General features: G+C 66.3%; 18 protein-coding genes. All 18 read left to right on the top strand.

Annotation, left to right across the window (positions count from 1 at the left end):
* Nucleotides 1–33 precede the first annotated feature (33 nt).
* The 18 genes from K8P10_RS10845 (at nucleotide 34) to rpsC (ending at nucleotide 18,918) form a co-directional block, all read left to right on the top strand.
* Nucleotides 34–3,927: a DNA-directed RNA polymerase subunit beta' gene (locus K8P10_RS10845; RefSeq protein ID WP_224778933.1), complete on the top strand. Its 3,894-nt coding sequence runs from the start codon at nucleotides 34–36 to the stop codon at nucleotides 3,925–3,927.
* A 232-nt stretch (nucleotides 3,928–4,159) separates the two neighbouring features.
* A complete protein-coding gene (locus K8P10_RS10840; RefSeq protein WP_224778932.1) occupies nucleotides 4,160–5,212 on the top strand; it encodes a hypothetical protein in 1,053 nt (350 codons plus the stop codon).
* Nucleotides 5,209–5,838 carry a hypothetical protein gene (locus K8P10_RS10835; protein WP_224778931.1) on the top strand — a complete coding sequence of 210 codons (630 nt, stop codon included), beginning with the start codon at nucleotides 5,209–5,211 and terminating at the stop codon, nucleotides 5,836–5,838. The genes K8P10_RS10840 and K8P10_RS10835 overlap by 4 nt, the downstream gene beginning before the upstream one ends.
* Nucleotides 5,839–5,840: 2 nt before the next feature.
* Nucleotides 5,841–6,482: a spermidine/putrescine ABC transporter substrate-binding protein gene (locus tag K8P10_RS10830; protein WP_224778930.1), complete on the top strand. Its 642-nt coding sequence runs from the start codon at nucleotides 5,841–5,843 to the stop codon at nucleotides 6,480–6,482.
* Nucleotides 6,483–6,747: 265 nt separating this feature from the next.
* Entirely contained in the window at nucleotides 6,748–7,122 is a 375-nt protein-coding gene (rpsL, locus tag K8P10_RS10825) for a 30S ribosomal protein S12 (protein ID WP_208237877.1), read from the top strand.
* The gene (gene rpsG / locus K8P10_RS10820) at nucleotides 7,122–7,592 is read left to right on the top strand and encodes a 30S ribosomal protein S7 (protein WP_224778929.1); all 471 of its coding nucleotides are present in this window, start codon (nucleotides 7,122–7,124) and stop codon (nucleotides 7,590–7,592) included. The genes rpsL and rpsG overlap by 1 nt, the downstream gene beginning before the upstream one ends.
* 105 nt (nucleotides 7,593–7,697) lie before the next feature.
* Nucleotides 7,698–9,815: an elongation factor G gene (gene fusA / locus K8P10_RS10815; RefSeq protein WP_224778928.1), complete on the top strand. Its 2,118-nt coding sequence runs from the start codon at nucleotides 7,698–7,700 to the stop codon at nucleotides 9,813–9,815.
* Nucleotides 9,816–9,974: 159 nt separating this feature from the next.
* Nucleotides 9,975–11,168 (top strand): elongation factor Tu, encoded by a 1,194-nt coding sequence (tuf, locus tag K8P10_RS10810; protein ID WP_224778927.1) that lies wholly within the window; start codon nucleotides 9,975–9,977, stop codon nucleotides 11,166–11,168.
* 222 nt (nucleotides 11,169–11,390) lie between these two features.
* Nucleotides 11,391–13,193, top strand: a complete 1,803-nt coding sequence (locus K8P10_RS10805; protein WP_224778926.1) for a nucleoside-diphosphate sugar epimerase/dehydratase — start codon at nucleotides 11,391–11,393, stop codon at nucleotides 13,191–13,193.
* Entirely contained in the window at nucleotides 13,190–14,299 is a 1,110-nt protein-coding gene (locus K8P10_RS10800; protein WP_224778925.1) for a UDP-phosphate alpha-N-acetyl-D-fucosaminephosphotransferase, read from the top strand. Before K8P10_RS10805 ends, K8P10_RS10800 begins: the two co-directional genes overlap by 4 nt.
* A gap of 358 nt (nucleotides 14,300–14,657) precedes the next feature.
* Entirely contained in the window at nucleotides 14,658–14,966 is a 309-nt protein-coding gene (rpsJ, locus tag K8P10_RS10795; protein WP_119073194.1) for a 30S ribosomal protein S10, read from the top strand.
* A 13-nt stretch (nucleotides 14,967–14,979) separates the two neighbouring features.
* Nucleotides 14,980–15,636 (top strand): 50S ribosomal protein L3, encoded by a 657-nt coding sequence (gene rplC, locus K8P10_RS10790; RefSeq protein WP_224778924.1) that lies wholly within the window; start codon nucleotides 14,980–14,982, stop codon nucleotides 15,634–15,636.
* Nucleotides 15,637–15,639: 3 nt separating this feature from the next.
* Nucleotides 15,640–16,293, top strand: coding sequence for a 50S ribosomal protein L4 (gene rplD, locus K8P10_RS10785; protein WP_224778923.1), 654 nt, complete (start codon nucleotides 15,640–15,642; stop codon nucleotides 16,291–16,293).
* Entirely contained in the window at nucleotides 16,290–16,589 is a 300-nt protein-coding gene (gene rplW / locus K8P10_RS10780; protein ID WP_224778922.1) for a 50S ribosomal protein L23, read from the top strand. The genes rplD and rplW overlap by 4 nt, the downstream gene beginning before the upstream one ends.
* 21 nt (nucleotides 16,590–16,610) lie before the next feature.
* Nucleotides 16,611–17,447 (top strand): 50S ribosomal protein L2, encoded by an 837-nt coding sequence (gene rplB / locus K8P10_RS10775; protein WP_224778921.1) that lies wholly within the window; start codon nucleotides 16,611–16,613, stop codon nucleotides 17,445–17,447.
* Nucleotides 17,448–17,471: 24 nt separating this feature from the next.
* On the top strand, nucleotides 17,472–17,753 hold the full coding sequence (rpsS, locus tag K8P10_RS10770) for a 30S ribosomal protein S19 (RefSeq protein WP_224778920.1): 282 nt from the start codon (nucleotides 17,472–17,474) through the stop codon (nucleotides 17,751–17,753).
* A gap of 26 nt (nucleotides 17,754–17,779) precedes the next feature.
* Nucleotides 17,780–18,160, top strand: coding sequence for a 50S ribosomal protein L22 (gene rplV / locus K8P10_RS10765; protein ID WP_208237892.1), 381 nt, complete (start codon nucleotides 17,780–17,782; stop codon nucleotides 18,158–18,160).
* The gene (gene rpsC, locus K8P10_RS10760) at nucleotides 18,160–18,918 is read left to right on the top strand and encodes a 30S ribosomal protein S3 (protein ID WP_208237894.1); all 759 of its coding nucleotides are present in this window, start codon (nucleotides 18,160–18,162) and stop codon (nucleotides 18,916–18,918) included. Before rplV ends, rpsC begins: the two co-directional genes overlap by 1 nt.
* Nucleotide 18,919: the final 1 nt, after the last annotated feature.

The following is an 18,919-nucleotide window of genomic DNA, read 5'->3' as shown; positions in this document are numbered from 1 at the left end:
GCCCAGACGTCAATTTTCAAGCAAGGAGAACCATTGCTCGAGGGTACGAGTTTCAACGAGCTGCAGATTCGTCTGGCGACCGCCGAGGACATCCGCAGCTGGTCGTTCGGCGAGGTCAAGAAGCCGGAGACCATTAATTACCGCACGCTGAAGCCCGAGAAGGACGGTCTGTTCGGTGAGCAGATCTTCGGGCCCAGCCGCGACTGGGAGTGCGCGTGCGGCAAGTACAAGCGCGTCCGTTACAAGGGCATCGTCTGCGAGCGCTGCGGCGTTGAGGTGACGAAGTCCAGCGTCCGTCGTGAGCGCATGGGCCACATCGAGCTCGCCGCTCCCGTCACGCACATCTGGTACTTCAAGGGCGTCCCGTCACGCCTCGGGTACCTGCTCGACATGGCGCCGAAGGACCTCGAGAAGGTCATCTACTTCGCCGCGTACATGATCATCGACATCGACGAGGAGGGCCGCCACGAGGACATGGCAGGTCTCGAGTCTGAGCTGCGCCTCGAGCTGAAGACGCTCGAGGATCAGCGCGACATCGCGATCGCCCAGCGTCAGCAGCAGGCGGAGGCCGATCTCGCAGCGCTCGAGGCCGAGGGAGCGAAGGCCGAGCAGCGCCGTCGCGCCGAGGCGAGCGCCGAGAAGGAGATGACCTCCCTCCGGAAGAGCTACGAGGATCAGATCGCGCTCCTGCAGCGCGTCTGGGAGGACTTCCGCAACCTCAAGGTTGGAGACCTCAAGCCCGAGGACGCCAACTTCGCCGAGCTCATGGACCGCTACGGAGACTACTTCGAGGCGCACATGGGTGCCGAGGCGATCAAGAAGCGTCTCGAGTCCTTCGATCTCGCAGCGGAGAGCGACGCGCTCCACCTGCAGATCTCCGAGGGCAAGGGCCAGAAGAAGATCCGCGCCATCAAGCGTCTGAAGGTCGTGAACTCGTTCCTGCAGACCGGAGCGAGCCCCGCATCGATGGTCCTGGACGTCGTCCCGGTGATCCCGCCGGAGCTGCGTCCGATGGTGCAGCTCGACGGCGGTCGTTTCGCGACGTCGGATCTCAACGATCTGTACCGTCGCGTGATCAACCGCAACAACCGCCTCCGTCGTCTGCTCGATCTCGGTGCTCCCGAGATCATCGTGAACAACGAGAAGCGGATGCTGCAGGAGGCCGTCGACGCGCTCTTCGACAACGGTCGTCGCGGCCGCCCCGTGACGGGCACCGGCAACCGTGCACTGAAGTCGCTCTCGGACATGCTGAAGGGCAAGCAGGGCCGGTTCCGTCAGAACCTGCTCGGCAAGCGCGTCGACTACTCGGGCCGTTCGGTTATCGTGGTCGGCCCGCAGCTCAAGCTGCACCAGTGCGGCCTGCCGAAGCAGATGGCGCTCGAGCTGTTCAAGCCGTTCGTCATCAAGCGCCTCATCGATCTGTCGCACGCGCAGAACGTCAAGGCCGCCAAGCGCATGGTCGAGCGCGCGCGCTCCGAGGTGTGGGACGTGCTCGAGGAGATCATCCGCGAGCGTCCCGTGCTGCTGAACCGCGCACCGACGCTGCACCGTCTCGGTATCCAGGCGTTCGAGCCGCAGCTCGTGGAGGGCAAGGCCATCCAGCTGCACCCCCTCGTCTGCACGGCGTTCAACGCCGACTTCGATGGCGACCAGATGGCCGTCCACCTGCCGCTGTCGGTCGAAGCCCAGGCCGAGGCCCGCGTGCTCATGCTCGCGTCGAACAACATCCTGAAGCCGTCGGACGGCCGTCCGGTCACCCTGCCCTCGCAGGACATGATCATCGGTCTGCACCACCTCACCACCGTCAAGAAGGGCGCAGTGGGCGAGGGCCGTGCATTCGGTTCGATCGCCGAGGCGATCCTCGCGATGGACGAGGGCACGCTCGACCTGGGCGCGCAGGTGCGGATCCGTCTCATCGGCTACACCGATGAGAACGGCGTCACCAGCGAGAAGCCGCTGCTCGTCGAGACGACGCTCGGACGCGCGATCTTCAACGAGGCGCTCCCGGCCAGCTACCCGTACTTCGAGCGGGTCGCCGACAAGGGGTCGCTCTCGGGGCTCGTCAACGACCTCGCGGAGCGCTACCGCAAGGTCGATGTCGCAGCGACGCTCGACGCGATCAAGGATGCCGGCTTCTACTGGGCTACCCGCTCGGGCGTGACGGTGTCGCTGTCGGACATCGTGAGCCCGTCGAACAAGGCCGAGATCCTCGAGGCGCACGAGCAGGCCGCTCAGGCCGTGCAGAAGAAGTACGACCGTGGTCTCATCACCGACGCCGAGCGTCACCGCGAGCTCGTCGACATCTGGAGCGAGGCGACCGAGGAGGTCGCGGCCGCGATGCGCGAGGCGTTCCCGGAGGACAACACGATCTTCCGCATGGTGTCGTCCGGTGCCCGTGGTAACTGGCTGCAGATCCGCAACATTGCGGGTATGCGCGGTCTCGTGAGCGATCCGAAGGGCGAGATCATCCCCCGTCCGATTCTCAACTCGTACCGCGAGGGCCTTTCGGTGGCTGAGTACTTCATCGCGACCCACGGTGCGCGTAAGGGTCTCGCCGACACGGCACTGCGTACGGCGGACTCGGGTTACCTGACCCGTCGTCTCGTCGACGTGTCGCAGGATGTCATCATCCGCGAGGAGGACTGCGGCACCCGTCGCGGCCTCGACATGCCGATCGCCGCAGCCGACGCCAACGGCTCCCTCGTCCGCGACGAGAACGTCGAGAACTCGGTCTACGCTCGGACGCTCGCGGCCGACGCCACGACCGAGGACGGCACCGTCGTCGCGAGCGCCGGTGAGGACGTCGGCGACGTGCTCATCGAGAAGCTCGTCGATGCGGGCGTGACGGAGATCAAGGTCCGCTCGGTCCTGACCTGCGAGTCCGCCGTCGGCGTCTGCGCGACGTGCTACGGTCGCTCGCTCGCAACGGGCCAGCGCGTCGACATCGGTGAGGCCGTCGGCATCATCGCGGCGCAGTCGATCGGTGAGCCTGGCACGCAGCTGACGATGCGTACGTTCCACACCGGTGGTTCGGCATCGGCGGACGACATCACGCAGGGTCTGCCCCGCGTGCAGGAGCTCTTCGAAGCGCGTACCCCGAAGGGTGCATCCCCGATCGCCGAGGCGGCCGGCCGCGTCACGATCGAGGACACGGAGAAGAGCCGCCGCATCCTCCTCACGCCGGACGACGGCACCGAGGAGAAGGCGTACCCCGTCCTGAAGCGCGCCACCCTCCTCGTGGAGGATGGCGATCACGTCGAGCTCGGTCAGCCGTTCCTGCTCGGGACGCTCGACCCGAAGGACATCCTGCAGGTCGGATCCACCGAGAGCGGCAAGCACATCCCGGGCGAGCGTGCGGTGCAGAAGTACCTCGTCGAGGGCGTGCAGGGCGTGTACCGTTCGCAGGGCGTGCCGATCCACGACAAGCACATCGAGGTCATCGTGCGCCAGATGCTGCGCAAGGTCACCGTCGTCGATCACGGCGCGACCGAGCTGCTTCCGGGCGAGCTCGTCGACCGTGCGCGCTACCAGCGGATCAACCGCGAGGCGCTCATCGACGGCAAGCGTGCGGCCACGGCGCGCCCCGAGGTCATGGGTATCACCAAGGCCTCGCTCGCGACCGAGTCGTGGCTGTCGGCCGCCTCGTTCCAGGAGACGACCCGCGTGCTCACGCAGGCGGCGATGGAGGGTCTGAAGGATCCGCTCATCGGTCTCAAGGAGAACGTCATCATCGGTAAGCTCATCCCGGCCGGCACCGGCCTGAACGCCTACCGCGACGTCGAGGTCACGCCGACCGAGGAGGCGAAGGCGGAGCGCTACCCGAACCGCCTCTTCGCCACCGAGGGCACCTTCGACGAGAACGACCTGTCGTTCGTGGACTTCGACAGCTTCACCGCCGACGAGTTCAACCCGGGGAACTACAGCTAAGCGCTGAGGCCCCGCAGCCCGGTTCGCCGGGCCCCACGAGGAGTCGCAACACGCCGCCACCGCAGGGTGCGCACGGCGAGTTGCGACTCCTCGTCGTTTGCGGAGGCCGTTCACGGCGCGCCACGCGCACCACACCGGCGCGGGATCGCAGGATTCCACCGATCTGCTTGTATCGTGGGGCTCACAGCGGGCGTCGAGGGGTGCGCGCGCGACCGCGACGAAAGGTGGGACGATGAGCGATACGCGCGATCCGCAGTCGGCGGGTGCTCCCGTCGAGGAGTCCGAGTCGAGCAATACTGAGGTGCTCGCCGCCGTCGAGCGCTCGCGCGAGGCCGGTACCGGCGCGGAGGGCCGCGGGTTCGGTTCGGCCGAGCGCCCGGTCGAGAGCCTGGGCGAGGCCGCCGATGCCGATCCAGGTCCGCCGACTGAGCAGTGGGACCTCAGTGAGCAGCGCGCCGCCGAGTGGGCGAGTGACGAGCCAGTGGTCGACGACGCGGCAGCGTCGGATCGTACCGGCGCTCCGACGCCGTTCAGCCGTGATGTCAACCTCGACCAGCGTCCCATCACGCTCGACGACCTGCCGAGCGCGGGCTACGACACGAGCCGTACGGCATTCGCGCCGGCGCCGGTCGCACCGACCGGACCGGCTGACCCATCGGTGACGCCGGTGGATCCTCCGCGGGACGGGGAGATCCGGATCAGCTCCGACCATCCGATGGCCGCGCTCTACATGCAGACGCCGATGCCGCCGGATCTCCGCGGCAATCGGGGTGCGGGCGTGCTCATCAGCCTGCTCGCCACCATTGCCTTCGCGATCGTGTACGCCGGCGTCATCGCCCTGCGCCTGGCGCCGGTGACACCGCCCTCGCAGTTCCTGGCTGAGGGGTTGCTGCCGTTCGTCATGTCCTGGGGGTTCATCTCAGCCGTCGCCGCTTTCCTCCTCGGCATGATCATCCTGGTGCTCATCGTTGGACGAGCCGGGTGGTGGGCGTATGTGCTCGGTGGATTCCCCGTGGGGGTCCTGGTCTGGGCCGCTGCGGTTCTCGGGTACGCGTTCGATCCCTCGGTCATGGGACTGCCGGCGCCCGGCACCTGGAATCCGCTCGAACTCGCGCAGATCTTCGGCCTGACCACTCCGGCTCTCGGCGCTGCGATCGTCGCGCGCGAGGTCACGGTCTGGTTCGGTGCGTGGATCGGTGCTCGCGGCCGCCGGGTCAGCGCGAAGAATGCTCGTCTCGTGGCCGACTACGAGGAAGCGCTCGCCGAGGTGCGGTCCCAGCGATGACCCCCGAGCCGCGGCACCGGGTGACCCGCGGCTACGTCGGGATGCTGATCTTCGCCGTGGTCACGGTGGCCGTTGCGCTGACCGTTGCCGGCTGGGGGTTGCTCGCTCTCGGTATCTCGGCGGATCCCGTTTCTACGGCGGGGCGACCCCGTTGGGGCGGGCCGCTGGCGATCGTCCTCGCGCTCGTGCTGCTCGCCTGGACGCTCTGGCGCCAGGCGCTCGCCATTCTGCGCGGCAGGCGAGCGCCCGCTTGGGGGTACTGGGCTCTTGCCGGAGGCGGTGCGTACGTGCTCTGGAGTCTGGTCGGATCCCTGCTCGGACTGCCGTCGAGCGAGACCTGGGGGAGCCCGTTCGCCCTTATCCTGGTGCCGATCTGGGTCGTGTCATCGCTCGGCTTCTGGGCACTGCTCGTCCGCCGAGTCTTCACCGATCGCGGTCGACCGAGGTGGCCGTGGGAACGCGATGACGATCTCGGCCCCGACTGGGTGAACTACGGACTGGACCCCTGGCACGAGGGCCCTGCGGGGTCGGCAGGTGATCCCCTCGGAGACGAGCGGCCGGAGCGCCCGGACAGCTCGACTGACGGCTCGGAGGGCGAGACCGGCCCCGGCGACGGGCGAGGGTGATCGTGGCGACGGGAGAGTCGGTCGAGGAGCGCGTCGCCGCCGGAGTGGATGCGTGGCTGCGGTGGCTGCCGAAATGGGTTCCGGCGACGCACCGCGGGCGATCCAGACTGTGCAGGCGATGCACCGGATCGCCGATCGTCACCGCGGCCGGGATCAAGGCCGACGTGCCGCACCAGGTGACTCACGCGCTCGTCTCGCGGATGCAGCGCATCATCGATCGCCGGGTCGACGACTTCACGGCGTCTGGACTGCCGCTCCTCCACGCAGAACTCACCGGAGAGGCGATGTGGCGGACGGGCGGTTTCGACCCATCGGAGGGACTCGAACCGGAGTACGACGGGCTCGATCCGGATCCTGAGCCCGATCAGGGGGAGCAACCGTTCCTCTTCACCATGGCCGGGCTCGCCGAGGACACTCGACCGGAACCGCCGTTGCCGAGGCCGCCGCTCAGTCCTGACGAGAAGCGGCAGCTCCGGCGGGAGATCGAGCTCGCCGACGAGTGCGCGCTCGAGACGGGTCAGGCGGTCTGCCTCGCTCTGGTCGGGCACCGTCCGCGCGTCATCGCCGCGATCGAGCGGTTCGTCGATCCGCAGGTGCAAGCGCTCCTGGATGAACTGAGCCGCACGCTCGAGCCGCCCGACTGACCCTTGCAGCGAAGCCTCGGAGCGCTTATGATTGTTTCTTGGTGTGCTCCATTGCTACTGCCGTGCCCTCGGGCGGGTGGTGACGGGGGAGAACGCCAGGGTCACTCGCCTGACGGCTGACACCCCCACGGCATAGCTGCACTCGGCCTCCGGATCGGCGCACGCGTCGGAAACGAGGCAGCAGCTCAGCGACCATGCAAATCGTCGCACATGCTTGTCCATGTGAAGCATTCCTGTCACCGTGCAGGACGAAATAGGAGAATCAGTGCCTACTATTCAGCAGCTGGTTCGCAAGGGCCGGTCGCCGAAGGTCACCAAGACCAAGGCGCCCGCTCTGAAGGCGAACCCTCAGCAGCGCGGTGTGTGCACGCGTGTGTACACCACCACCCCGAAGAAGCCGAACTCGGCGATGCGTAAGGTCGCTCGTGTGAAGCTCTCGAACGGGACCGAGGTCACCGCCTACATCCCCGGCGAGGGCCACAACCTGCAGGAGCACTCGATGGTGCTCGTGCGCGGCGGTCGTGTGAAGGACCTCCCCGGTGTCCGCTACAAGATCGTGCGCGGCGCGCTCGACACGCAGGCGGTCAAGAATCGTCAGCAGGCTCGTAGCCGCTACGGTGCGAAGAAGGAGAAGAAGTAATGCCTCGTAAGGGTCCTGCTCCGAAGCGCCCCGTCGTCGCCGATCCGGTGTACGGCTCGCCCGTGGTCAGCCAGCTGGTCAACAAGATTCTGCTCGACGGCAAGAAGGGTCTCGCTGAGCGCATCGTCTACGGTGCACTCGAGAACGTCGCCGCCAAGAGCGATCAGGATGCGGTGACGGTCCTCAAGAAGGCGCTCGACAACGTGCGCCCCACCCTCGAGGTCCGTTCGCGCCGCGTCGGCGGCAGCACCTACCAGGTGCCCGTCGAGGTCAAGCCGCACCGTGCGAACACGCTCGCACTGCGCTGGCTGACCAGCTACGCCAAGGCACGTCGTGAGAACACGATGACCGACCGTCTCACCAACGAGATTCTCGACGCGTCCAACGGCCTCGGTGCCGCGGTGAAGCGTCGTGAGGACACGCACAAGATGGCCGAGTCGAACCGGGCCTTCGCGCACTACCGCTGGTAACCCGTCGCCGTCCGGGCGGGGTCACCACCCTGATCCCGCCCGGACGCCGCGGTCGCGCTGGCTTCCGCGTTCCCGAACTTCCACCCCCGTACGGAGGAGACACCTGTGGCACAAGACGTGCTCACCGACCTGAGTAAGGTCCGCAACATCGGCATCATGGCTCACATCGATGCCGGCAAGACCACCACTACCGAGCGCATCCTGTTCTACACGGGTGTCAACCACAAGCTGGGCGAAACCCACGACGGCGCTTCGACCACCGACTGGATGGAGCAGGAGAAGGAGCGCGGCATCACGATCACCAGTGCCGCGGTGACCTGCTTCTGGGACAACAACCAGATCAACATCATCGACACCCCCGGTCACGTCGACTTCACCGTCGAGGTGGAGCGCTCGCTCCGCGTGCTCGACGGTGCCGTCGCCGTCTTCGACGGCAAGGAGGGCGTCGAGCCCCAGTCGGAGACCGTGTGGCGTCAGGCCGACAAGTACGGCGTGCCCCGCATCTGCTTCGTCAACAAGATGGACAAGATGGGCGCCGACTTCTACTTCACGGTCGACACCATCATCAACCGTCTCGGCGCGAAGCCGCTCGTGATGCAGCTTCCGATCGGTTCGGAGTCCGACTTCGTCGGCGTCGTCGATCTGCTCTCGATGAAGGCGCTCGTCTGGCCGGGCGACGCGAAGGGCGACGTTGCGCTCGGCGCTGCGTACGAGACCCGCGAGATCCCCGAGGAGCTCCAGGCAAAGGCCGTTGAGTACCGCGAGAAGCTCGTCGAGTCCGTCGCCGAGGCAGACGACGCGCTGCTCGAGAAGTACTTCGGCGGCGAAGAGCTGACGATCGACGAACTCAAGGGCGGCATCCGCAAGCTGGTCATGGAGGGGGAGACCTTCCCCGTCTACTGCGGCTCGGCATTCAAGAACCGCGGCGTACAGCCCATGCTCGACGCGGTCGTTGACTTCCTGCCGAACCCGCTCGACGTGGGTTCCATCAAGGGTCACGATCCCCGCGATGAGAGCATCGAGATGTCCCGCAAGCCCTCGAAGGACGAGCCCTTCTCGGCGCTCGCCTTCAAGGTCGCGGTGCACCCCTTCTTCGGGCGTCTCACCTACGTCCGCGTGTACTCGGGTCAGATCCCCTCGGGCACCCAGGTCATCAACTCGACCAAGGGCAAGCGCGAGCGCATCGGCAAGATCTTCCAGATGCACGCGAACAAGGAGAACCCGGTCGACGAGCTGACCGCCGGCAACATCTACGCGGTCATCGGCCTCAAGGAGACCACGACCGGCGACACGCTGAGCGACTCGAACGACCAGGTCGTGCTGGAGTCGATGACGTTCCCCGAGCCCGTGATCGAGGTGGCCATCGAGCCGAAGACCAAGGGCGACCAGGACAAGCTGTCGACCGCGATCCAGAAGCTCGCCGAAGAGGATCCCACGTTCCGCGTGAGCCTCAACCCGGAGACCGGCCAGACGGTCATCGCCGGCATGGGCGAGCTCCACCTCGACATCCTCGTCGACCGCATGAAGCGGGAGTTCAAGGTCGAGGCGAACGTCGGCAAGCCCCAGGTGGCGTACCGCGAGACGATCCGCAAGGCCGTCGAGAAGTACGACTACACGCACAAGAAGCAGACCGGTGGCTCCGGTCAGTTCGCCAAGGTGCAGATCGCGCTCGCGCCCCTCGAGGACGCGGACAGCGAGACGACCTACGAGTTCGAGGACAAGGTGACCGGCGGCCGCGTGCCGCGCGAGTACATCCCCTCGGTCAACGCGGGTATCCAGGACGCCATGCAGTACGGCATCCTCGCCGGCTTCCCGGTGGTCAACGTCAAGGCGACACTGCTCGATGGGCAGTACCACGACGTCGACTCCTCGGAGATGGCGTTCAAGATCGCTGGCTCGATGGCCTTCAAGGAGGCCGCGCGTCTGGCGAAGCCCGTGCTCCTCGAGCCGCTCATGGCGGTCGAGGTGCGCACGCCGGAGGAGTACATGGGCGATGTGATCGGCGACATCAACTCGCGTCGCGGTCAGATCCAGTCCATGGAGGACGCGAGCGGCGTGAAGATCGTCAACGCGCTCGTTCCGCTTTCCGAGATGTTCGGGTACATCGGTGACCTGCGGTCGAAGACCAGCGGTCGCGCCGTGTTCTCGATGGCTTTCGATTCCTACGCAGAGGTGCCGAAGGCCGTGGCCGAAGAGATCGTTCAGAAGGCTAAGGGCGAGTAATCCCGCCCGCGGTCGGCGGCGGGTCCCGCACTCGCCGCCGACCGCACCTCTCGGGTCGCGATCCCAGGCCCGAGCTTGTAACATAATGAGGCAACCCGTACTCGTGCCCTTCGAAACCGTCGGAGGGAAAGAGTACCTGACGTCCTGAGGAGGACCATAGTGGCGAAGGCCAAGTTCGAGCGGACCAAGCCGCACGTAAACATCGGTACGATCGGTCACGTCGACCACGGTAAGACGACCCTTACCGCGGCGATCTCGCAGACCCTCGCCGAGAAGTTCCCGTCGGAGGTGAACGTCAAGCGCGACTTCAACACCATCGACTCGGCTCCCGAGGAGCGTCAGCGCGGCATCACCATCAACATCTCGCACGTCGAGTACGAGACCGACAAGCGCCACTACGCGCACGTCGATGCCCCGGGTCACGCGGACTACATCAAGAACATGATCACCGGTGCCGCTCAGATGGACGGCGCGATCCTCGTGGTCGCGGCGACCGACGGCATGATGGCGCAGACCAAGGAGCACATCCTGCTCGCCAAGCAGGTCGGCGTTCCCTACCTGATGGTGGCGCTCAACAAGAGCGACATGGTCGACGACGAGGAGATCCTCGAGCTCGTCGAGATGGAGGTCCGCGAGGAGCTCTCCAAGCAGGGCTACCCGGGCGACGACGTCCCCGTGGTGCGTGTCTCGGGTTACGAGGCGCTGCAGGGCAACGAGAAGTGGGTCAACTCCATCGTTGAGCTCATGGAGGCCGTGGATGAGAGCATCCCGGACCCCGTGCGCGACAAGGACAAGCCCTTCCTCATGCCTGTTGAGGACGTCTTCACGATCACCGGTCGTGGCACCGTCGTGACCGGCCGCGCCGAGCGCGGCACCCTCGCCATCAACAGCGAGGTCGAGATCGTGGGTCTGCGTCCGACGCAGAAGACCACCGTCACGGGTATCGAGATGTTCCACAAGCAGCTCGACGAGGCCTGGGCCGGCGAGAACTGTGGTCTGCTGCTTCGCGGCACCAAGCGCGAGGACGTGGAGCGCGGTCAGGTCGTGGTGAAGCCCGGCTCGATCACGCCGCACACCAAGTTCGAGGGCACCGCCTACATCCTCAAGAAGGATGAGGGTGGCCGTCACAACCCGTTCGAGACGAACTACCGTCCGCAGTTCTACTTCCGTACGACTGACGTGACCGGTGTTATCACCCTTCCCGAGGACAAGCCCATGGTCATGCCCGGTGACACCACCGACATGTCGGTGGAGCTCATCCAGCCGATCGCCATGGAGGAGGGCCTCGGCTTCGCGATCCGCGAGGGCGGCCGCACCGTCGGCGCCGGCACGGTGACGAAGATCGTCGAGTAGTCTCTCGACTCCTCGGAGCATTTCGCTCCAACAGTAGACCCCCGGAACACCGTTCCGGGGGTCTACTGCGTTCTGCCCTGTTTCGGTTTTGACCCTCCGGCGCGCCAGTGGCGCGCAGGGATCGCGCGGCCGCGGCAGGGTATCCTCGGTGGGTGAGTACGGAGGCGGCGTCTCGCCGTGCCGTCACACCCCAGTCTCCGAGGCCGATACGAGAGGACCACTGTGCCGCAGACTCCGCAGCGTCGTTTCTCGCACTTCGTGCGCCAGTACGGTCTGCTCTTCCTCTTCGACGCAGCGGCATGGGCCATCGCGATCATGGCGGCGCTCGTGCTGCGCTTCGACTTCAACCTGACGCGCATCCACTGGACCTGGACGCTCGTAGTGATCCTGATCACCGCGCTGCTGCAGCTCGTCGGCGGGTGGCTGTTCTGGTTGTACCGGAGCCGCTGGGAGGTCGGCAGCTTCGACGAGGTGCGCGCGCTCGTGCTCAACGTCGTGGTCGTGATGACGTTCGCCTGGGCTGCCGCGTATCTCGTGGGCTACGGTCGAGGGATTCCGCGGAGCGCGCTCATCATCGCCGCTCCCATCGCGTTCACGCTCATGGGGGTTGTCCGCTACCTCGTCAGGCTTTCGGCCGAGCGGCAGTTGAAGCCGGGCGAAGAGGCCGAGCGCGTGCTCCTCTACGGTGCAGGTTACCTCGGTGTGCAGACCGCCAAGCGGCTTCTCACGGATGCCGCGGGCTCGGCGCTTCCCGTTGGTTTCATCGACGACAACCCGACCAAGCGCAATCAGGAGGTGCGGGGCGTCCGTGTGCTCGGAGGCTTCGCCGATCTCGCCGACACCGCCCGGCGTACCGACGCCACGACACTGCTCGTCTGCATCGGGGATGCGGACGCGACTTTCATGCGGCGGGTGGACGACGCGGCCGATGAACTCGGACTCCGCGTCCTCGTGCTGCCGCCGCTCGATCAGATCCTGCGGAATTCCTCGGCGATCAGTGAGGTCAGGGAACTCTCCATCGAAGACCTCATCGGCCGGCACCCGGTCCGGCTCGACACCGAGTCGATCGCGCCCTACCTTCAGGACCGCGTGGTGCTCGTCACCGGCGCGGGCGGCTCGATCGGCGCCGAGCTCTGCCGGCAGCTCGCGCGCTTCGCTCCGCAGGAGCTCATCATGCTCGACCGCGACGAGACGTCGCTGCAGGCGACGCAGCTCTCGATCAGCGGACACGGTCTGCTGGACACGCGCGACGTGGTGCTCGCGGACATCCGTGACGAGCAGACGCTGGAGCGTATCTTCGCCGAGCGCAAGCCCGAGGTCGTGTTCCACGCCGCCGCGCTGAAGCATCTGCCGATGCTCGAGCAGTACCCGGACGAGGCGTGGAAGACCAATGTGCTCGGCACGCTGAACGTGCTCCGGGCGGCACGGGCGTCCGGCGTTGACACCTTCGTCAACATATCCACCGACAAGGCCGCGAATCCGACGAGCGTGCTCGGCCACTCGAAGCGCGTCGCCGAGAAGCTCACCGCCTGGATGGCGCAGCAGACGGGGGAGCGGTACCTCTCGGTCCGGTTCGGCAATGTCATCGGAAGCCGGGGATCCATGCTGCCGACCTTCCGGGCGCTCATCGATGCCGGTGGGCCGCTGACCATCACGCATCCCGACGTCACCCGGTTCTTCATGACCATCCCGGAAGCGTGTCAGCTCGTCATCCAGGCGGGGGGCATCGGTCGTCCCGGCGAGGTGCTCATCCTCGACATGGGCGATCCCGTGCGCATCCTCGACGTCGCGAAACGGATGATCCAGCAGTCGGGGAAGCAGATCGACATCGTATACACGGGACTGAGGCACGGCGAGAAGCTCCATGAAGAACTCGTCGCCGAGGGTGAGGGCGACGCTAGACCGTTCCACGACAAGATCACCCACGCCAAGGTCGACTGGCTGGCGCCAGAGCGCCTCGACCATGACGGCTGGGTAGCGCGAATGGACCTGACCGACGACGCCGGCGGGAGGATCGAACGGTGATCTTCGTTCCCGTGCTCCTCTGCCTGGTGCTGAGCGCGTGCCTTCCACTGCTCGTGCGTCCGCTGCTCGTGCGGTTGGGCATCATGGACGTGCCCAACGAGCGCTCTTCCCATGAGCGGCCGATCCTGCGAGGCCTCGGCCTCGCCGTCCTCATCGCCATGACGGTGTCCGGTGTCGTCGCCGTCATCGCACTCGCCGTTACGAGCCCCGATATCGAGCGCTGGTGGGTACTGCTCCTCATCGTGGTGACCGGGACGTTCGCGGCCGGCCTCCTGGGCCTGGCCGAAGATCTGCGCGGCCTGAGCGTGGGGGTGCGCAGTGCGTGTCTCCTGCTGATCGCGCTCGCCGTGCCGGTCGCACTGCTGCTCGCGATGCGCGCCTTCCCGGATCCGTTCGCCGCCGGACCGCTGAATGGCATCACGGTGGATCGCGGCGGGGCACTCCCTGATTTCATTGCTGTACCACTGCCGTTCTGGGTGACCATCGCGCTGGTGCCCTACGCGGTGCTCTTCATCTCCAGCTACATCAACGTCGCGAACTTCATGGACGGGCTGAACGGGATCAGCGGATTCCACGGAGTCATCGCCGGCCTGACGTTCGCCGCTGCCGGGTTCTGCAGCGGACTCCCGTGGCTCGTGCTGGCCGGACTGATCCTCGCGGCGGGCTTCGCGGGCTTCCTCCCCTGGAACCTCAGCAAGCCGGGCGCCTTCCTGGGTGATGTCGGCAGCTACCTGCTCGGAGGCGCGACCGCGATCACGAGCTTCGCCGCCCTGCTCGCCGGCGTGCCGATCCTCGCCACGATCGGCCCGATGGTCATCTACTTCGGCGACGTGGGGGTCACGCTGGTCAAGCGGGTCCGCGCCGGCTTCAAGTGGGACGAACCCCATAAGGAGCACGTGTACCAGCGCGTACAGCAGCTCGGATACTCGCACGTGGCAGCGTCTTCGATGACCGCGCTCTGCACGCTCGCGGCGTCGCTCCTGGGCCTGGCGTCGTTTTACGTCGCGCCGATCTGGTGGATCGCGCTGCTCGGCGGAGGGCTTCTCGTGCTCGGCGTGTACCTCGCGCTTCCTCGCCTCCTGGCGCGCGGCCGCGGGCACATCTGAGCGCGACACGCCCGGGTTGCACGGTGGGTGCCGCTGTGCCAGAATAGTTGAGTTCAGTACTTCCGGGCGTGCTCGGAATCACTGCCAGGCAGTGCATAACCGCTCGGTGCGTCCGGGTTCAGGGTTAGGCCGCGGGCAGCGAACACCACTCACTTTCGGAACGGCCCGGCACTTCGCGCCAGGCCGTCTTCGTGTGTGAGGACCCCGACGGGTGTGAGGGCGACCTCCGGATCCTGCGGGATTGACAGGTGAACAGAGACCCAGTGCTTCCTCGTGGGGCACCAGGGCGCTGATACGCAAGACGTCCAATGCTGCGCACATCCACGCAGTACGACGCAACCAAGAAAGAGAGAGTCACATGGCGGGACAAAAGATCCGCATTCGACTGAAGTCGTATGATCACGAGGTCATCGACAGCTCGGCACGCAAGATCGTCGACACGGTGACCCGCGCGGGTGCGACCGTGATCGGCCCCGTGCCGCTCCCCACGGAGAAGAACGTGGTCGCTGTGATCCGTTCGCCCCACAAGTACAAGGACAGCCGCGAGCACTTCGAGAAGCGCACGCACAAGCGTCTGATCGACATCGTGGATCCGACCCCGAAGGCCGTCGACTCGCTCATGCGTCTCGACCTGCCTGCCGATGTCAACATCGAGATCAAGCTCTAAGGGGGGTCTGAACATGTCGCACAACGATCGCAACGTCAAGGGTCTCCTGGGCACCAAGCTCGGTATGACGCAGGTCTGGGATGAGAACGGCAACGTCGTTCCCGTCACCGTCATCGAGGTCGCACCCAACGTCGTCACCCAGATCCGCACCCCCGAGGTCGACGGCTACAGCGCCGTGCAGATCGCGGCGGGCGAGATCGACCCCCGCAAGGTGAACCAGCCCAGCGCCGGTCACTTCGAGAAGGCGGGCGTCACGCCCCGTCGCCACCTCACCGAGGTGCGAACGGCAGACGCCGCCGACTACACGCTCGGCCAGGAGCTCACCGCCGAGGCCACCTTCGAAGCCGGTCAGAAGATCGACGTCGTGGGTACCTCGAAGGGCAAGGGCTTCGCCGGCACCATGAAGCGCCACAACTTCAAGGGCGTTTCCGCGTCGCACGGCGCTCACCGCAACCACCGCAAGCCCGGTTCCATCGGCGGCGCCGCGACCCCCGGTCGCGTGTTCAAGGGCCAGAAGATGGCCGGCCGGATGGGCGGCGACCGCGTCACCGTGCAGAACCTGTCGGTGCAGGCGATCGACGCAGAGAAGGGTCTCATCCTGGTCAAGGGTGCGGTTCCCGGTGCTCGCGGCCGTCTCGTATTCGTTCGCAACGCAGTGAAGGGGGCCTAGTCCATGGCTACCGCTACCACGCTCGAGGTGCTCGACGCGAAGGGCAAGAAGGCCGGGTCCGTTGACCTGCCCGAGGCCATCTTCGCCGCCGAGGCCAACGTTCCGCTGATCCACCAGGTGGTCACCGCTCAGCTCGCAGCCGCTCGTCAGGGCACCCACAAGACCAAGGGCCGCGGTGAGCGCTCGGGGTCGGGCGCTAAGCCGTTCAAGCAGAAGGGCACCGGCCGCGCACGCCAGGGCTCGGTCCGCATGCCGCAGCACCGCGGTGGCGGCATCGTCCACGGTCCCGTGCCGCGCGACTACAGCCAGCGCACCCCGAAGAAGATGATCGCGGCTGCGCTCAGCGGCCTGCTCTCGGATCGCACCCGTGCGAACCGTCTGCACGTCGTCGAGTCCTTCGGTCTCGGCGAGCAGCCGAGCACGAAGTCCGCACGCGAGTTCCTCGCCTCGGTCGCCCCGGGTCGCCGCGTCCTCGTCGTCGTCGATCGTGCCGACGAGACCACGGTCCTCAGCGTCCGGAACCTGCAGCACGTCCACGTGCTGTTCCAGGACCAGCTCAACGCTTACGATGTCGTCGTCAGCGATGACATCGTATTCACCAAGGCGGCCTTCGACGCATTCGTCGCCGGTCGTGCCGCAGGGGAGGAATCCAAGTGAGCCTCAACAAGAACGCCCACGACGTCATCATCCGTCCGATCGTCTCCGAGAAGAGCTACGGCATGATCGACGCGAACGGCCAGTACACCTTCGAGGTGCAGCCGTCCGCGTCCAAGACCGAGATCAAGCTCGCGATCGAGCAGGTCTTCAACGTCAAGGTCGCGAAGATCAACACGCTGAACCGCAAGGGGAAGACGCGTCGCACCCGCTTCGGCATGGGCAAGCGCAAGGACACCAAGCGTGCCATTGTCACCCTGAAGTCGGGCACCATCGACATCTTCACGGCTGCGCTGTAGTAGGAGCGAAGAGGAAACAACATGGCTATTCGTAAGTACAAGCCGACGACCCCGGGTCGTCGCGGCTCGAGTGTTGCCGATTTCGCTGAGATCACGCGCTCGACCCCCGAGAAGTCCCTGCTTCGCCCGCTGCCGAAGACCGGTGGACGGAACAACCAGGGCCGCATCACCACCCGCCACATCGGCGGTGGCCACAAGCGCCAGTACCGCGTCATCGACTTCCGTCGCAATGACAAGGACGGCGTGAACGCCAAGGTCGCGCACATTGAGTACGACCCCAACCGCACGGCGCGCATCGCCCTCCTCCACTTCGAGGACGGCGCGAAGCGCTACATCCTGGCTCCGAAGCGTCTCCAGCAGGGCGACGTCGTCGAGTCGGGTGCCGGTGCCGACATCAAGCCGGGCAACAACCTGCCGCTCAAGAACATCCCGACGGGTACGGTCGTTCACGCGATCGAGCTGAAGCCCGGTGGCGGTGCGAAGATGGCACGTTCGGCGGGAGCCTCGGTTCGCCTCGTGGCGAAGGAGGGCCCCTACGCCCAGCTGCGCCTGCCCTCGGGCGAGATCCGCAACGTCGACGCGCGCTGCCGCGCGACCGTCGGCGAGGTCGGCAACGCCGAGCAGTCGAACATCAACTGGGGTAAGGCCGGCCGTATGCGGTGGAAGGGCGTTCGCCCGACTGTCCGCGGTGTCGTCATGAACCCGGTGGACCACCCCCACGGTGGTGGCGAAGGCCGCACCTCGGGTGGCCGTCACCCGGTCAGCCCCTGGGGTCAGAAGGAAGGCCGTACGCGTCATCCCAACAAGGAAAGCGACAAGCTCATCGTTCGTCGTCGTCCTTCGGGCAAGAAGCGCTAGTCGGCAGGTAGGAGAGAAGAGAAGATGCCTCGTAGTCTCAAGAAGGGCCCCTTCGTCGATAACCACCTGCTGAACAAGGTGGTTACGCAGAACGAAGCCGGCAGCAAGAACGTGATCAAGACCTGGTCGCGCCGTTCGATGATCGTCCCCGCAATGCTCGGGCACACGATCGCGGTGCACGATGGTCGGAAGCACATCCCGGTGTTCGTCACCGAAACCATGGTCGGGCACAAGTTGGGCGAGTTCGCCCCCACCCGTACCTTCCGTGGTCACGTGAAGGACGACAAGAAGGGCCGTCGCCGCTAACGCGGTGACGTGAAGGAGGAAGAGTCATGGTGGAGTCGATCGCACGTGTGCGTCACATCCGCGTTACCCCCCAGAAGGCCCGTCGCGTCATCGACCTGGTCCGCGGCAAGAACGCTCAGGAGGCCCTGGCCATCCTGAAGTTCGCCCCGCAGGCCGCTTCGGAGCCGATCTACAAGCTCGTCGCCTCGGCCATCGCGAACGCTCGCGTCAAGGCCGACAACGAGAACCAGCGTCTCAACGAGGACGAGCTCGTCGTAGCTCGCGCCTTCGTCGACGAGGGCACGACGCTCAAGCGTTTCCGCCCCCGTGCACAGGGCCGCGCATTCCGGATCAACAAGCGGACCAGCCACATCACGGTCGTACTGCAGACCGCCGATGAGCTTGCCGCGAAGAAGGGAGCCAAGTAATGGGCCAGAAGATTCACCCCTACGGCTTCCGCCTCGGGGTCACCACCGACCACGTGTCGCGCTGGTTCTCGGACTCGACGAAGCCCGGTCAGCGGTACGCGGACTACCTCGCTGAGGACGTCCGCATCCGCGAGCACCTCGGCAAGTCGCTTGACCGTGCCGGCGTCTCGCGCATCGAGATCGAGCGCACCCGCGACCGCGTCCGCGTGGACATCCACTCGGCGCGCCCGGGCATCGTCATCGGCCGCCGCGGCGCCGAGGCCGAGCGCATCCGGAGCGAGCTCGAGAAGATCACGGGCAAGCAGATCCAGCTGAACATTCTCGAGGTCAAGAACCCCGAGGCCGATGCTCAGCTCGTCGCTCAGGGCATTGCCGAGCAGCTCGCTGCGCGCGTGGCGTTCCGCCGCGCAATGCGCAAGGGCCTGCAGGGCGCCCAGCGCGCGGGTGCCAAGGGCATCCGTATCCAGGTTTCCGGCCGCCTCGGCGGCGCCGAGATGAGCCGTTCGGAGTTCTACCGTGAGGGTCGCGTGCCGCTGCACACGCTCCGCGCGAACATCGACTACGGCTTCTACGAGGCGAAGACCACCTTCGGCCGCATCGGCGTGAAGGTCTGGATCTACAAGGGCGACCTCACGAACAAGGAACTCGCACGCGAGCAGGCGGCCCAGAAGCCGTCCCGTGAGCGCGGCGACCGCCGCCGTGCACCCCGCGGTGCACAGGCCGAGGCTGCGCCCGCCGCAGCAGGAGCGGAGAAGTAAG

This window comes from Leucobacter sp. Psy1, from assembly GCF_020096995.1.
Taxonomy (GTDB): domain Bacteria; phylum Actinomycetota; class Actinomycetes; order Actinomycetales; family Microbacteriaceae; genus Leucobacter.
The sequence above is the reverse complement of the archived record's forward strand: the minus strand, read 5'-3'. Positions and strand labels throughout refer to the sequence as shown.

What these genes read in the sequence shown, in the direction of transcription:
- K8P10_RS10840 (WP_224778932.1), top strand. Translation starts at nt 4,160, where the DNA reads ATGAGCGATACGCGCGATCCGCAGTCGGCGGGTGCTCCCGTCGAGGAG.
- K8P10_RS10835 (WP_224778931.1), top strand. Translation starts at nt 5,209, where the DNA reads ATGACCCCCGAGCCGCGGCACCGGGTGACCCGCGGCTACGTCGGGATG.
- rpsG (WP_224778929.1), top strand. Translation starts at nt 7,122, where the DNA reads ATGCCTCGTAAGGGTCCTGCTCCGAAGCGCCCCGTCGTCGCCGATCCG.
- rpsJ (WP_119073194.1), top strand. Translation starts at nt 14,658, where the DNA reads ATGGCGGGACAAAAGATCCGCATTCGACTGAAGTCGTATGATCACGAG.
- rplC (WP_224778924.1), top strand. Translation starts at nt 14,980, where the DNA reads ATGTCGCACAACGATCGCAACGTCAAGGGTCTCCTGGGCACCAAGCTC.
- rplD (WP_224778923.1), top strand. Translation starts at nt 15,640, where the DNA reads ATGGCTACCGCTACCACGCTCGAGGTGCTCGACGCGAAGGGCAAGAAG.
- rplB (WP_224778921.1), top strand. Translation starts at nt 16,611, where the DNA reads ATGGCTATTCGTAAGTACAAGCCGACGACCCCGGGTCGTCGCGGCTCG.
- rpsS (WP_224778920.1), top strand. Translation starts at nt 17,472, where the DNA reads ATGCCTCGTAGTCTCAAGAAGGGCCCCTTCGTCGATAACCACCTGCTG.
- rplV (WP_208237892.1), top strand. Translation starts at nt 17,780, where the DNA reads ATGGTGGAGTCGATCGCACGTGTGCGTCACATCCGCGTTACCCCCCAG.
- rpsC (WP_208237894.1), top strand. Translation starts at nt 18,160, where the DNA reads ATGGGCCAGAAGATTCACCCCTACGGCTTCCGCCTCGGGGTCACCACC.